This is a genomic window from Tenacibaculum tangerinum, assembly GCF_029853675.1.
GTDB lineage: Bacteria > Bacteroidota > Bacteroidia > Flavobacteriales > Flavobacteriaceae > Polaribacter > Polaribacter tangerinum_A.
On the sequence record NZ_CP122539.1, the window covers coordinates 871448 to 887112 of the forward strand.

The 15665-nt window shown below is 34.8% G+C and carries 16 protein-coding genes and 1 pseudogene; 16 read left to right on the forward strand and 1 reads right to left on the reverse strand.

The window, feature by feature from the left end:
- Positions 1-63 precede the first annotated feature (63 nt).
- From argC to argH, 8 genes are all read left to right on the forward strand, one after another.
- Positions 64-1041, forward strand: a complete 978-nt coding sequence (gene argC, locus P8625_RS03690) for an N-acetyl-gamma-glutamyl-phosphate reductase (protein WP_279652147.1) — start codon at positions 64-66, stop codon at positions 1039-1041.
- A gap of 11 nt (positions 1042-1052) precedes the next feature.
- A complete protein-coding gene (gene proC / locus P8625_RS03695; protein ID WP_279652148.1) occupies positions 1053-1850 on the forward strand; it encodes a pyrroline-5-carboxylate reductase in 798 nt (265 codons plus the stop codon).
- Positions 1847-2974, forward strand: coding sequence for an aspartate aminotransferase family protein (locus P8625_RS03700; RefSeq protein WP_279652149.1), 1128 nt, complete (start codon positions 1847-1849; stop codon positions 2972-2974). The genes proC and P8625_RS03700 overlap by 4 nt, the downstream gene beginning before the upstream one ends.
- Positions 2975-3098: 124 nt before the next feature.
- Entirely contained in the window at positions 3099-4034 is a 936-nt protein-coding gene (locus P8625_RS03705) for an N-acetylornithine carbamoyltransferase (RefSeq protein WP_279652150.1), read from the forward strand.
- Between the two features lie 145 nt (positions 4035-4179).
- On the forward strand, positions 4180-4311 hold the full coding sequence (locus P8625_RS03710; RefSeq protein WP_279652151.1) for a hypothetical protein: 132 nt from the start codon (positions 4180-4182) through the stop codon (positions 4309-4311).
- Positions 4312-4319: 8 nt separating this feature from the next.
- Positions 4320-5099, forward strand: a complete 780-nt coding sequence (gene argB, locus P8625_RS03715; RefSeq protein WP_279652152.1) for an acetylglutamate kinase — start codon at positions 4320-4322, stop codon at positions 5097-5099.
- Positions 5096-6154 carry a M20 family metallo-hydrolase gene (locus P8625_RS03720; protein WP_279652153.1) on the forward strand — a complete coding sequence of 353 codons (1059 nt, stop codon included), beginning with the start codon at positions 5096-5098 and terminating at the stop codon, positions 6152-6154. The genes argB and P8625_RS03720 overlap by 4 nt, the downstream gene beginning before the upstream one ends.
- Before the next feature lie 839 nt (positions 6155-6993).
- On the forward strand, positions 6994-8268 hold the full coding sequence (argH, locus tag P8625_RS03725) for an argininosuccinate lyase (protein WP_279652154.1): 1275 nt from the start codon (positions 6994-6996) through the stop codon (positions 8266-8268).
- A gap of 134 nt (positions 8269-8402) precedes the next feature.
- Here the strand turns inward: argH and P8625_RS03730 are convergent.
- A pseudogene (locus tag P8625_RS03730) lies at positions 8403-8591 on the reverse strand (S16 family serine protease); the annotation flags it as partial.
- Between the two features lie 165 nt (positions 8592-8756).
- Between P8625_RS03730 and rlmD the strand changes: the two are divergent.
- From rlmD to P8625_RS03770, 8 genes are all read left to right on the forward strand, one after another.
- Positions 8757-10208, forward strand: coding sequence for a 23S rRNA (uracil(1939)-C(5))-methyltransferase RlmD (rlmD, locus tag P8625_RS03735; protein ID WP_279652155.1), 1452 nt, complete (start codon positions 8757-8759; stop codon positions 10206-10208).
- A gap of 100 nt (positions 10209-10308) precedes the next feature.
- Positions 10309-10785: a DUF6452 family protein gene (locus P8625_RS03740; RefSeq protein WP_279652156.1), complete on the forward strand. Its 477-nt coding sequence runs from the start codon at positions 10309-10311 to the stop codon at positions 10783-10785.
- The gene (locus tag P8625_RS03745; RefSeq protein WP_279652157.1) at positions 10766-11491 is read left to right on the forward strand and encodes a DUF6048 family protein; all 726 of its coding nucleotides are present in this window, start codon (positions 10766-10768) and stop codon (positions 11489-11491) included. The genes P8625_RS03740 and P8625_RS03745 overlap by 20 nt, the downstream gene beginning before the upstream one ends.
- Positions 11492-11553: 62 nt before the next feature.
- Positions 11554-12501: an isopenicillin N synthase family dioxygenase gene (locus P8625_RS03750; RefSeq protein ID WP_279652158.1), complete on the forward strand. Its 948-nt coding sequence runs from the start codon at positions 11554-11556 to the stop codon at positions 12499-12501.
- Between the two features lie 6 nt (positions 12502-12507).
- Positions 12508-12831, forward strand: coding sequence for a translation initiation factor (locus tag P8625_RS03755; protein WP_279652159.1), 324 nt, complete (start codon positions 12508-12510; stop codon positions 12829-12831).
- 144 nt (positions 12832-12975) lie between these two features.
- Entirely contained in the window at positions 12976-13920 is a 945-nt protein-coding gene (locus P8625_RS03760) for a DUF1835 domain-containing protein (RefSeq protein ID WP_279652160.1), read from the forward strand.
- The gene (locus tag P8625_RS03765) at positions 13921-14790 is read left to right on the forward strand and encodes a nucleoside phosphorylase (protein WP_279652161.1); all 870 of its coding nucleotides are present in this window, start codon (positions 13921-13923) and stop codon (positions 14788-14790) included.
- Positions 14791-15651, forward strand: coding sequence for a substrate-binding domain-containing protein (locus P8625_RS03770; RefSeq protein WP_279652162.1), 861 nt, complete (start codon positions 14791-14793; stop codon positions 15649-15651).
- The last annotated feature ends 14 nt before the right edge of the window (positions 15652-15665 follow it).

Genomic DNA, 15665 nt, shown 5'->3' on the forward strand with positions numbered 1-15665 from the left:
CGAAGTCGAAATGAGCGACTTGGTTATCTCAAAAAACGGATTACAAAACAAACAACAAACAATATGATACAAGTAGGAATTATAGGAGGTGCAGGATATACCGCAGGAGAATTGATACGACTTTTATTACAGCATCCAAAAGCAACTATCAACTTTGTATATAGCACTTCAAATGCTGGTAATAAAGTAGCGAATATACACCAAGATTTAGTAGGAAGTACGGCACTAGAATTTACCAATAAAATCAATACCACGGTAGATGTACTATTCTTATGTTTAGGACATGGAAATTCTAAAAAGTTTTTAGAAGCAAATTCCTTCTCAGATACCACAAAAATAATTGATTTAGGAAATGATTTTAGGTTGAAAGCGGATAGTGTTTTTAAAGGAAAAGAGTTTGTATACGGCTTGCCTGAATTGCAAAAAGAAGCCATACAGAATGCCTCGTATATTGCCAATCCGGGTTGTTTTGCTACCGCTATTCAATTAGGATTGCTTCCGTTAGCCAATGCCAATTTATTGCAAAATGATGTTCATGTCAATGCGGTAACGGGTGCTACAGGAGCAGGTACTTCTCTTTCTGCTACTACGCATTTTACGTGGAGAGCTAATAACTTCTCTTACTACAAAGCGTTTACACATCAACATTTAGGAGAAATTAATCAGACCCTACACACACTTCAGCAAAGTTTTGAATCGGAAGTAGTCTTTTTACCGAACCGAGGTGATTTTTCTAGAGGAATTTACGCAACACTATACACTAAATTCGAAGGAAGCTTAGAAGAAGCAACACAAGTATATAAAGAATACTACAAAGACGCCGCTTTTACTTTTGTTTCAGAAAATGAATTGCATTTAAAGCAAGTGGTGAATACCAATAAGTGTTTAATTCATTTGCATAAACACGGAGATAAACTACTCATCACAAGCATTATTGACAACTTATTAAAAGGTGCTTCTGGGCAAGCAATTCAAAACATGAATCTCATGTTTAGACTTCAAGAAGATACAGCACTACATCTCAAAGCAACCTATTTTTAAACTAAAAAAATATGAAAATAGCGATCATAGGTACAGGAAATTTAGGAAAATCTATCGCAAAGGGATTAATAAAAAATAATTCGTTCTCGCAACTTTTTCTAACCAAAAGAAATCTTGAAGAATTGAATGAATTTACAAATGTGGCAAATGTTTGCATCGGTTCAAATAACAAGGAAGCAATTACCCAATCTGATGTGTTAATCTTTGCCGTGCAACCTGCTCATTTCGAAGCCATATTAAAAGAAACAGCACCACTACTCTCTACAAATCATATAGTCATATCAACCATAACAGGTTTTTCTATTGATAGAATTGAAACAATTATTGGCACAGAAACTTGTATTGTAAGAGCCATGCCAAATACAGCTATCGCCGTTGGAAAGTCGATGACCTGTTTAGCAGCTAATAACGATGATAAAACACAGCTAGCCATTGCTCAAAAAATATTCAATCAACTAGGAACTTCCATGGTAATCCCTGAAAATCAAATGCAAGCTGCCACCGTGGTTTGTGCAAGCGGTATCGCTTTTTGGATGCGTTTGATACGTGCCACTACACAAGCCGCTATTCAGTTAGGTTTTGATGCTAAAGAAGCGCAAAAATTAGCCATGTATACCAGTGAAGGTGCTGCCAATTTGTTAATAACCACCCAAAATCACCCTGAAGAAGAAATAGACAAAGTAACCACTCCGAAAGGTTGTACGATTGAAGGTTTGAATGAAATGGAACACAAAGGGTTAAGTGCAGCACTCATACAAGGAATGGTAGCCTCTTTCAATAAAATTAACAGCATAAAAAAACAATCATGAGTTTATTTAACGTATACCCTCTATTTGATATCACCCCAGTAACAGCCAACGACGTGTATGTATACGACGACAAGGGCAATGAATATTTAGATTTATACGGTGGACATGCCGTAATTTCTATCGGGCACTCACACCCTACATATGTAAAAAACATTAGCGAGCAAGTAAGCAAATTAGGATTCTATAGCAATGCGATTCAAAATCCGCTACAAGTTCAATTAGCTTCTGAATTAGAAGAGGTATCGGGTTGCAAAGACTACCAGTTATTCTTATGCAATTCTGGAGCTGAAGCGAATGAAAATGCCTTGAAACTAGCCTCTTTTCACACCGATAAAAAGAAAGTAATCGCTTTTAAAAACTCGTTTCACGGACGTACTTCAGCGGCGGTTGCGGCAACCGATAATCCAAAAATTGTTGCACCCATCAACGCACAACAAGAAGTAATTTTCTTAGAATTTGAAGACGTAGCCGATGTTGAAAAAGCCTTACAAAACAATGAGGTCTGTGCCATTATTATAGAAACTATTCAAGGTGTTGGCGGATTGGACGAAGCGACCACTGCGTTTTACCAACACTTAGAAAAACTATGCAATCAGTACAACACCGTATTAATTGCCGATGAAATTCAATGCGGCTTTGGTAGAACAGGTGATTTCTTTGCGTTTCAAAAACACGGAATTACTCCGCATATCATCTCCATGGCAAAAGGAATGGGAAACGGATTTCCTGTAGGTGGAATTTTAATTCACCCAAGCATTAAAGCTTCTTTCGGATTGCTGGGAACTACTTTTGGTGGGAATCACCTAGCTTGTGCTGCTGCGCTATCGGTTATCGAAACGCTTAAAAAAGAAGAATTGATGGAAAACGTACAACAAGTTTCAAACTATATTATGAAACAAACTGCTACAATTCCGCAGATAACAAGGGTAAAAGGGAGAGGCTTTATGTTAGGATTGGAATTCGATTTTCCAGTTGCAGCATTAAGAAAAAAGTTAATCTATGAGCACCATATTTTTACTGGAAGTGCTAAGAATCCGAATTTATTAAGAATTCTACCCCCATTAACTATGCAAAAACAGCACATCGACGTGTTTTTTGATGCACTAAAAAAAGAACTTAAATAACGTCATAACGAGAAGCGAGAGCGACGTGGTTATCTCTCAAAAAACACGAATTTAGAACAGATTGCCACGCTTTAGCCTGTCTTGAGCGACAGTCGAAAGACTCGCAATGACAAAACAAATAAAGATGAAAAAATACACCAGTCTTAACGATATTGAAAACCTTTCTGAAACAATTCAAAAAGCAATTCAATTAAAAGAAAATCCCTACCAATTTGCTCATCTTGGGAAGCAAAAAACACTAGTCATGTTGTTTTTCAATGCAAGTTTACGTACTCGGTTAAGTACGGAAAAAGCGGCAAAAAACTTAGGCATGCAAGTAAGTGTACTAAATATTACCAATGCATGGAGCATGGAGTTTGAAGACGGTACGGTAATGAATGTAAACACGTCAGAACATATTAAAGAAGCTGCCCAAGTGATTTCGCAATACGCTGATATTATTGCAGTAAGAGCTTTTCCTACGTTAAAAGACAAAGAAAAAGATACTGCAGAAATAGTACTGAATAGTTTTGTAAAATATGCTACCGTACCTATTGTGAATATGGAAAGTGCTACTGACCACCCTTTGCAAGCCTTGGCAGATGCCATTACAATTACAGAAAAAAAAACAACAAGCAAACCCAAAGTTGTATTGTCTTGGGCGCCACACCCCAAGGCACTGCCCCACTCTGTTCCTAATGCTTTTGTACACCTTATGCATAGAATGGATGTAGATTTTGTAATTACCCATCCCGAAGGTTATGAGTTAAACCCTGAAGTTACGAAAGGGTTTCACATTGAATACAACCAACAGAAAGCTTTTGAGAATGCAGATTTTATCTATGCAAAAAACTGGAGTTCTTTCAACGAATATGGTAAGGTACTAAACGAAGACTCAAACTGGATGATTACTGAGGAAAAAATGGGTGATGGCAAATTTATGCACTGTTTGCCCATAAGAAGAAATGTCGTTGCTGAAGATGCTGTGCTAGACAGTAATAATTCTCTTGTGATTGAACAAGCCAACAACCGAACTTTTGCAGCTCAAGTGGTATTGCAGGAGATTTTAACAAACTTGTAATATACCAATGTAGTAATGTAGCGACGTAACAATGCTATTATTTAATTTAGATAATTTGAAGATTTGATAATGATTATTGAATATAAAAAACTAAATATCAATACTTAACTATAAAATGATAACTGTCTATAATAAGAAATAACGAATGAAAAGCGGAAGTGCTAAGCACAGCTTAAAGCATGAAGCTTTAGCAATGAGTGGTGCGCAGCAATTTTCTATATATAGACTTGATTTTTTGGTTCGTTTTTTATCAAGAAAAAATGAACAAATAAATTAGAATAAAAAATGAAAACCATAAAGATTGTTAAAATAGGCGGAAACATAATTAACAACGAAAAAGCGTTGCACAGTTTCTTAGCTGATTTTGCTGAATTGAAAGGACCGAAGGTTTTGGTACATGGAGGGGGAAAATTAGCTTCTGAAATGGCAACAAAACTCAACATACCAGTAACCATGATTGAAGGTAGACGTGTAACTGATGCACAAACGCTAGATGTGATTACGATGGTCTATGCAGGGAAAATCAACAAGCAAATTGTAGCACAGTTGCAAGCACACAATACCAATGCTGTAGGTTTTACCGGTGCTGATGGAAATACTATTGTATCGGTAAAACGTCCTGCAAAACCTATTGATTACGGATTCGCTGGTGATGTAATTACAGTAAACCCAGAAATCCCTACTTTGTTAATCAACAACGATGTAACTCCTGTATTCTGTGCCATTACACATACCAAAAACGGACAATTATTAAACACCAATGCCGATACGATTGCTTCGGAAATTGCCATAGGATTATCCAATAATTTTGCTACCGAATTGTATTATTGCTTTGAAAAACCTGGGGTACTCACCGATGTTGAAAACGACGATTCTGTTATCGAACATATCAATATCGAAAGCTATAGAAAACTAAAAGCTGATGGAGTAATTTTTGAAGGAATGCTTCCTAAATTAGACAATTGTTTTCATGCCCTCAAAAACAAGGTTAAAACAGTACATATAGGTAGCACAGCCATGCTTTTCAACTCAAAAAACAAACACACTTCTTTACAATTATTATGATACAAAAACTGACAACAAAGGCTATCAACTTATTAAAAAACTTGATAGAAACCCCTTCTTTTTCTTCCGAAGAAGAGCAAACCGCACAGCTATTAGAAAATTGGTTTCAGGAGGTTAATATTCCCTACACCAGAACTCAAAATAATGTATGGTCTACAAACAAACATTTTGATACTAACAAGCCTACGCTGCTCCTTAATTCGCATCACGATACAGTAAAACCAAATAACGGCTATACCAAAGACCCATTTAAAGCTATTGTTGAAGATGGTAAACTATACGGACTAGGAAGTAATGACGCTGGAGGTTGTTTAGTATCGCTACTCGCAACGTACACCTATTTTTATGCACAAGAAAACCTAAACTATAATATCGTATTTGCAGGAACAGCCGAAGAAGAAAGTAGCGGACCAAACGGTTTAAACGGATTACTTAAAATCCTTCCTACTATTGATGTTGCCATTGTTGGAGAACCTACTTTAATGAATTTGGCGATTGCTGAAAAAGGATTGGTAGTTTTTGATGCCGTGGTAAAAGGTACTCCCGGTCATGCTGCACACCCAAATAATAACAATGCTATTTACAATACTATTGAAGTGTTGCAATGGTTTAAAGATTTGTCGTTTGAAAAAACCTCAGAAACCCTCGGAGATGTAAAGCTTACAGTTACCCAAATTAATGCGGGAAAACAACACAATGCTGTGCCTGCTGAAGTAAGCTTAGTCGTAGATGCTCGTGTAAACGACCAATATACCAATCAGGAAATCAATGATTTTTTACAAGAGAATGCTCTATGTATCATAAAGCCTAGAAGTTTAAAATTAAATTCTTCTTCCATACCAGTAACGCATCCTTTGGTACAAGCTGGTATCGCTTTGGGAAGAAACACCTACGGTTCACCTACGCTATCTGACCAAGCTGTATTGAGCTGTCCGTCATTAAAATTAGGTCCTGGTGATAGTACTCGTTCGCATACGGCCGATGAATTTATTTATCTTCAGGAAATTGAAGACGGAATTGAATTGTATATTAAATTATTAGAAAAAGTATTGTAGAAGTTAGAAATTGGCAAACAAACAAACAAACAAACAAACAAACAAACAAGAACAAAGACTTATAGAAACGTCTTTACGCTAGTAGCGAAGCGGTCTATTCTATTTGCTCTAAAAAACAATCGTCATAACGAGTAGCGATAGCGTCATGGTTATCTCATGAAAGGAAGCACTAACCTTAAACAGATTACTTCGTTCCGCAAGTTACACTCGTAATGACAACAAACAATAAAAAACATAGAAAAAAGAGATGAGAAAATAGACTTTTAAAAAGTCTTTACGCTAGCAGCGAAGCGGTCTATTCTCTTTGCTCTAAAAAATAACCGTCATAACGAGGAGCGATAGCGACGTGGTTATCTTATGAAAGGAAGCACCAACCTTAAACAGATTACTTCGTTCCGCAAGCTGCACTCGTAATGACAACAAACATTAAAAAACATAGAAAAAAGAGATGAAAAAATAGACTTCTAAGAAGTCTTAACCCTAACAGTGAAACGGTCTATTCTCTTGGCTCTAAATAATAATCGTCATAACGAGGAGCGATAGCGACGTGGTTATCTCATGAAAGGAAGCACCAACCTTAAACAGATTACTTCGTTCCGCAAGTTACACTCGTAATGACAACAAACATTAAAAAACATAGAAAAAAGAGATGAAAAAATAGACTTCTAAGAAGTCTTAACCCTAACAGTGAAACGGTCTATTCTCTTGGTTCTAAAAAATAACCGTCATAACGAGGAGCGATAGCGACGTGGTTATCTCATGAAAGGAAGCAATAACCTTAAACAGATTACTTCGTTCCGCAAGCTACACTCGTAATGACACAATAAAACATAAAAATTATGAAACTTTGGGACAAAGGGATATCCATCGACAAAAAAATTGAACATTTCACCATTGGAAACGACAGAGAAATTGACCTGCACATCGCTCCATACGATTTGCAAGCGTCGTTAGCACACGCTAAAATGCTATCTTCAATAGGAATTATTTCTTCAGAAGAACTAACACAATTAATAAACGGTATTGACCTACTGCAACAACAAGTAACAGACAGTACGTTTGTAATTGACGAGCAGTTTGAAGACGTGCATTCTAAAATCGAATTCGAGCTTACTAAAATATGCGGTGAGATTGGTAAAAAAATACATACTGCACGTTCTAGAAACGATCAAGTATTAGTGGCTTTGCAATTGTATTACAAAGAGAATCTACAAGTAATTACTAAAAAAACACATACTCTTTTTAACACCTTATTAGCATTAGCCGAACAGTATAAATCGAAACTTTTACCAGGCTACACACATTTACAAGTGGCCATGCCCTCATCTTTCGGATTGTGGTTTTCTGCCTATGCCGAACTATTAATTGACGATGTGTACATGGTACAGGCTGCTTTAAAAACAGTAGACCAAAATCCGTTAGGCTCTGCCGCGGGTTACGGTAGTTCGTTTCCTATTGATAGAGAATTTACCACGAAAGAACTTGGTTTCTCTACGTTGAAGTACAATGTAGTTGCCGCACAAATGAGTAGAGGAAAAAGCGAACGTACCCTTACGATGGCATTAGGAAGTGTTAGCAACACGCTGGCTCGTTTTGCCATGGATATCTGCCTATATATGAGTCAGAATTTTGATTTTATCTCCTTTCCTGATGAATTGACTACAGGAAGTAGCATTATGCCTCATAAAAAGAATCCCGATGTATTTGAACTAATTCGTGGAAAGTGTAATAAAATTCAGGCGTTATATACTGAAACCTTATTAATCACCAACAATTTACCAAGCGGATATCATAGAGATTATCAATTACTGAAAGAAAACATCATCAATGCTTTTGAAGATTTAAAAGATGTGCTAGATATTTTTAACTATTCCATTCAACAAGTTATTGTAAAAGATGTTGACTTACACGACGAGAAATACAAGTATTTATTTACGGTAGATAATATAAATACGCTGGTAGAAAATGGTATGAGCTTCAGAGAGGCTTACCAAAAAATTGGAGGTGAGGTAAATAACGGAACGTATACTCCCGATACTTCTAAAAAACATACGCACGTTGGTAGTATTGATAATTTGTGTTTGGAGAAAATAAGAGAGAAGTTAAAACTGTAAGTTTTTGACTAAATTAACAACAAATAGATGTCAATTTTCTGCTGAAAAAAAGGGTTCGACTTTTAAGAAGTCGAACCCCAATAAAAAGCTTTATAAGATTGTATTTAAACTAATTTCTTAGCATTCTTAACTTTTTACTTGGTAAGTGCTATATCAATTACCTCGCTCATATCAGTTACATAATGGAATTTGAGTCCTTTTAAGTAACTTTCTTTTATTTCTTCTATATCTCTTTTATTATCTGCTCATAAGACGATTTCTTTAATATTGACTTGCTTAGCAGTCAATATTTTTTCTTTGATACCTCCTACTGGCAACATCTTATCGATCCTATTTTTCAAGTTTTTCATAATTAATTACACTCTATATAAATACAGAAAAAACAAAGAGGTTTAATTTCATATTAAAGTCAAAAATTAATGTTTGAGTTTAAAGTTACACAAACCATATCTTTTCCTAATTTTGCACACTATAAAACATAGCATAAAATGCCAAGAAGAGAGCGAAATAAGTTTGTAAAAAGAGGACAAGTAATTGAGATTTTAATTGAAGATTATGCCTTCGGCGGAAAAGGAATTGGAAGAATACGTTCTGAAGAAGGTGTCTTTGTAGTTTTTGTACCCAATACGTTACCAGGACAATTGGTAAAAGCTCGTGTTGAAAAATCGAAAAAGAAATATGCTGAATGTAAACTGATTGATGTTTTACAACATTCAGATGATGAAGTAACTGTTCCGTATCAAGACATTCCAGGAGCTCCTTATATTCAATTACCTATAGAATTACAACATCAATACAAAAAAGAAAGTACCCTATCATTATTTAAACGTATTGGTAAAGTTGAAAACATTGAAGATTTATTTGATGAGTTTATTGCTTCCCCTAATGTATTTCACTATCGAAATAAAATGGAATATGGTTTTTCTGCCATTGGTTACGACCGTGAAAATAAAACCGATATAGATGAATTTACTTTAGGCTTTAAACGTCGTGGTGTTTGGTGGATGGGTGATAATCTTGAAAAAGATTCTGGTTTGTTCGACAAACAAGTAGAAGACAATATTAAAAACATTAGAGAATATTGTAAAAAAACTGGTTTAGCACCTTGGCACGGACCTAAAAAGGAAGGTTTTTTTAGGTATTTTGTAGTAAGAAAATCGTACAAAACCAATGAATTATTATTCAATTTAGTTACCACTTCTCACGATTTAGAAAAATTCGATTTAGAAAAATTTGCCAACTATTTAGTAGCGTTATTTGGCGATAGAGTTGCGGGCTTACTGCACACTATTAACGATGAAACTGGCGATAGAACCATCGCTACCTCAGGAAGCATTCAATTGATATACGGAAAAGATAAAATCGTTGAAGAACTGTTAGGATTAAACTTTGAAATTAGCATGAAAAGCTTTTTTCAAACCAATCCTAAATCTGCCGAAAAACTATATACAAAAGTAGTTGAGTACGCATTAGAAAACAAAGAGGCTATAGACAATACTGTAGTAATGGATTTATTCTGTGGAACAGGAACGATTGGACAAATTATCGCCTCAAAAGCAACGAATACAAAAATTGTAGGAGTCGACATCGTAGCTTCTGCCATTGAAGATGCCAAAAAAAATGCTGAGCGAAATAATATTGACGGTTTGCAGTTTTATGCCGCTGATGTAGGAAAGTTCTTAAACGAGCATCCACAGTATAAAAACAATATAAGAACCCTTATTTTAGATCCAGCTCGTGCGGGTATTGCTCCCAAAACGCTAAAAAAAATCATCAACTTAAACGCAGACAGAATGGTTTATGTATCTTGTAACCCAGCAACACAGGCTCGTGATACGGAAGAATTGATAAAAAACGGATATCAATTAAAAAAGATTAGTTTAGTAGACCAATTTCCGCATACATCACACATAGAAACAGTTGTTTTGTTTGAGAAATAATTAAGTAAGAATTAATACGTTTAACTGTTTAAAGGTTTAATTTTAAACTACTAAACAGAAGAAGCTATTAAAATCATAAATAAATTTACATCTAAATTAAATGAAAAAATACATTGCTTTATTCATACTTATAGCGGGTTTAGCAGCTTGTGAAAAGGATGATTTCTGTACTCAAAATCCTGTAACTCCTAATTTGGTACTAACCTTTTATGATAAAGATGAAACCAATGACAAAAAAAATGCAGCACGACTTTCTGTAATTGCAGAAGGAAAAACAGACAGTCTCTTTATAAATAGAACGACAGACAGTATTGCTATTCCATTAAACAGTTTATCGCAAAAAACAGTGTATAATCTAAAAATAAACGACGTAGACGGTACGATAGCAACCAATCAAACTGCTACGCTTACTATTGAATATAACCCAAAAGAAGACTATGTATCTCGCTCATGCGGTTTCAGAATTATTTTTGAAAATGTAACCTTAGACCATACAAATTGGATAGATAGTTTATCAACCAAAGAAATTCCTTTAATCGATAACCAAGCCCGCGCTCATGTACAAGTATTTCATTAATCTATGCTTCGTATTGGCTTTTGTGAACGGATATTCACAAGAAAATACGCCTAAAGAAAAATCTGAAGAAAAAAAAGATACCGTTATTTATAAAACAGGTTACGGACTGCGGATTGGTGCAGATATTAGTAAACCCGTGCTTGCTATTGTTGATAAAAGTTATAGCGGGCTAGAAATAGTGGGGGATTATAGAGTATCTGAAAAGTGGTATGTTGCTACAGAACTAGGATACGAAGAAGAAATTACCTTTGAAGATTTTACGGCATCAACCTCTAAAGGAAGTTATATACGTTTAGGAGCTAATTACAACGCATACGAAAATTGGTTAGACATGAATAACGAGATATATGTGGGCATGCGCTATGGTTTTGCCATGTTTGACCATACGCTGAATAGCTATACCCCTAATGTTACGACAGGAACTACAGGAGTTCCTCCTTACTTCTCCCCCAACACAATACAAACATCTGTAACCGATGAAGGGCTAACCGCTCATTGGACTGAATTACAGCTGGGTATAAAAGCTGAAACTTTAAAAAACTTGTTTATAGGCTTTAGCTTCTCGTATAAAATTATGTTAAGTCTCGATGATCAAACAGGGTTTAAAACATTATATACCCCTGGGTTTAATCGTGTTTTTGCGAGCGATACTGGTTTCGGGTTTAATTACACAATATCGTATTTAATTCCTTTTGTTAATAAATAAATTATTGCCATACAGTTGGTTTTATTAACTTTACTCTCTCTCAAAACTAAAACTTATTAACAATGAATAAAATCCCTAGTGTAAACTTAGCAGATTTTTTGTCGGACGATGCTGAAAGAAAACAAAAATTCATTAATGAAATTGGTGATGCTTATGAAAATATAGGGTTTGTGGCTTTAAAAGGGCACTTTTTAGATGACAAATTAGTAGCTAACTTATATACTGAAATTAAAAAGTTTTTTGATTTACCTACAAGCGTTAAAGAAAAATACGAAATCCCAGGAATTGGTGGTCAAAGAGGCTATGTTTCTTTTGGTAAAGAAAGTGCTAAAGGAAAAAAAGAAGGCGATTTAAAAGAGTTTTGGCACTTTGGTCAGTATGTTGATGCAGACTCAAAATATGCAAAAGAGTACCCACAAAATGTAGAAGTTGAAGAATTACCTGAATTTAATAAAGTAGGTAAAAAAGCATATCAAATGCTAGAAAAAACAGCTCAATATGTCTTACGCTCATTAGCATTACACTTAGGCTTAGAAGAAACTTATTTTGACAACTACATTAAAAACGGAAACAGTATTTTACGCCCAATTCACTACCCTCCTATTACTACAGAACCTAAAGGAGCTGTTAGAGCAGCTGCTCATGGCGATATTAACTTAATTACCCTACTTATGGGAGCACAAGGAAAAGGGCTACAAGTGCAAAACCATAAAGGAGAATGGATTGATGCCATTGCAGAACCAGACGAATTGATGATCAATGTAGGCGATATGTTATCTCGCCATAGTAACAATAAATTAAAATCAACAATACATCGTGTTACCAATCCTCCTAAAGAATTATGGGGAACATCACGTTATTCAATTCCATTTTTTATGCACCCCGTTTCTGATATGAAACTAGATGTTTTAGAAAACTGTATTGATGAAAACAACCCAAAACAGTTTGAAGATATAACGGCTGGTGAATTTTTAGAAGAACGTTTGCGAGAATTAGGATTGAAAAAATAAATCGACATGGACTTACAAGATCAACTAAAAAATTTATTTCCAGAGCATCAGTTCGAAGAAAAAACCGTCGAGAAAAAACCTGCTATTTGGTTACAAGAAGAGCCCTTACTTTGTAAATACGAAAAACGTAAAGGAAAACCAATTACCATCATAGACGGTTATAATGGAGCCACACAAGACTTTAAAAAGCTTGCTAAAGAAATTAAAACCAAACTAAGTGTTGGAGGCAGTTTTAAAGATGATACTATTATTATTCAAGGAGACTATAGAGATACCATAATGCAACTTTTAAAAGACAAAGGATTCAACGTAAAACGCGTTGGAGGATAAGTAAAAATGTCAGGAATTTGATTCCTCGACATTTTTTTTATATTTACATCTTTTACAAAAAAAGATCATAATTAATAATAACGTGTAAAATAAACCGTTTATTTTATACAAGGTAAAGAAAACCAAATCAATTCCCTTAAAATCATGAAACATTCTTTATTACACATAACCAATGGAGATATCACAACTCAAAGACTTCAAAAATTAAACATCGAAGGCGATATTATTACATGGCGTGAAATGTTGTGCGAAGGTCAAACATCAGTAGATGTAGGTAGTGAAGACTTTTGGAAAACACGTTTTGACTTTTTAAAAACCACGTATAAGGTTAGTAAAAAGAAGTTTATAGATTACACCTTAAAAGAATACCGCAACCTATGTAACCATAAACAACAAGACGAAATTGTGTTGTGGTTTGAATACGACCTATTTTGCCAAATAAACATGCTTGCAGTAATTAGCTGGCTAAAAAGATATCGCAAAAACCATAAGATATCTTTAGTTACAAGTGGTAAAGTAAACGACTCTAAAAAACTACATGGGTTAGGTGAATTATCAGATAGTCAATTAAAAGAACACTTTGAAAATAAGATAGAACTTACGCAAGACGATATAGAATATGCAGATTATATATGGCAATTGTATTGTTCTGACAGTCCGTTACCTCTTGAGAACGCCCATAAATTTAACCCAGAATCACCATTCGTATATTTAGAAGATGCGATAAAATCACATTTACTTCGTTTTCCTTCTATCGAAAACGGATTGAACCATATAGAAAATAATATTTTAAAAACTGCTAACGAACACACATTTGCTAATCAAAATGAATTTGTAGCCGACCTTTTAGCCCATCAAAAAAACTATGGTTTTGGTGATAATCAATATGTTAACAAACTCGAAAATCTTAAAAAATTATTTACCTCTTTCGACCCTGTAAAACTTAATAAAACAGGAAAGAAAGTACTGCAAAACCAAACAAACTATTATGCTAAAATTCGTTCCGATTTTTCGTATCTTGGTGGCGCAAAAAAGTATAGCTATCTCTACGTAAACACTACAGGTAAGCTACTGAAAATTACATCATAAATGAGCATACAACATTCTGAACTCATTTTAAATCCAGATGGCAGCATTTACCATTTGAATTTAAAACCTGAGCATATTGCTACCGATATCATTTTTGTTGGAGACCAATATCGTGTCGATAAAGTCACCAAACACTTTGATACTATTGAATTTAGCACCCAAAAAAGAGAATTTAAAACCACAACAGGTACCTATAAAGGAAAAAGAATCTCTGTAGTTTCTACAGGAATAGGTCCTGATAATATTGATATTATTTTAAACGAGTTAGATGCCTTAGTCAACATCGACTTGAACACACGTCAGGTAAAAAAAGAACTCACACAATTAAACATTACCAGAATAGGAACTTCGGGTTCTTTACAAGCCGATATTCCTGTAGATAGCTTTTTATTAAGTTCTCACGGATTAGATCTAAGCGGAATGTTACAGTATTATCAAGTAGATGACATTTCACATCCTGATATTGAAGAAGCTTTTATAAAACACACCCATTGGAGCACAAAGAAATCGTATCCTACAATTGTTTCTAATGGAAAAACTTTAGAAGACAAGCTATTATCTGACAAGGTTTATATAGGAATTACAGCTACCGCTGGTGGCTTTTACGGACCTCAAGGGCGTGTGCTACGATTGCCCTTACAAGATGCTGACTTGAATAAGAAGATAGATAGTTTCAATTTCAATAACTACCGAATTACAAACCTTGAAATGGAAACTTCTGCTATTTATGGGTTAGCTAAATTAATGGGACATAATGCAGCTTCAATGAATGCTATAATTGCCAATAGAGCTAATGGAACGTTTAGTGAAGATCCGTACAAAGTGGTAAATGATTTAATTGTATATACACTTGAGAAATTAGTTGAATAAATGCTGAAATTAAAAATAGGTGGTGTTCCAGAACACTTTAATTATCCGTGGTACATCACTTTAAAAAATAAAGAATACACGAAAGAAGGTATCAACTTACGCTGGGAAGATTATCCTGGAGGTACAGGAGCTATGTGCAAAGCGCTACGTTCTGGTGAAGTTGATATTGCCTTGGTACTTACTGAGGGAATTATAAAGGATATTATAAATGGAAATCCTTCAAAAATTACGCAAACCTTTGTAAAAAGTCCACTCGTATGGGGAATTCATGTCGGTGCCAATTCTAAATTCAAGACAATTGATGATTTAGAAAATGCTACCGTAGCCATTAGTCGGTTTGGCTCAGGATCTCACCTTATGGCAATCGTAAATGCCCATAACAACGGTTGGGATATTAGCAAATTACAGTTTAAAGTAGTTGGAGATTTACAAGGAGGGATTGATACCTTAACCAATGGAGAAGCTGATTACTTTATGTGGGAACACTTTACCACCAAGCCCCTAGTAGATAATGGCACTTTTAGAAGAGTTGGCAACTGCCCTACCCCTTGGCCTTGTTTTGTAATTGCCGTTCGTAATGACATATTAGAAAATCATTTTGAAGAAGTTAAAAAAGTACACGATATCATTAATAATTGTACTAAAGATTTTAAAGACTTTGATAATATTGATGAAATTCTCGCCAATAGATACGAACAACAACTAGAAGACATTCAAGAATGGTTATCTATTACCGAATGGAATGATGGCGAACCTATTTCTGAAAATTTAATTACCGACATACAAAATAAAATGGTAGCTTTTAACGTTATTGAAAAGAAGGAAAATTCTGGTAACTTTATCAGAAATATGTATATTTGATTTTTATAAAACTG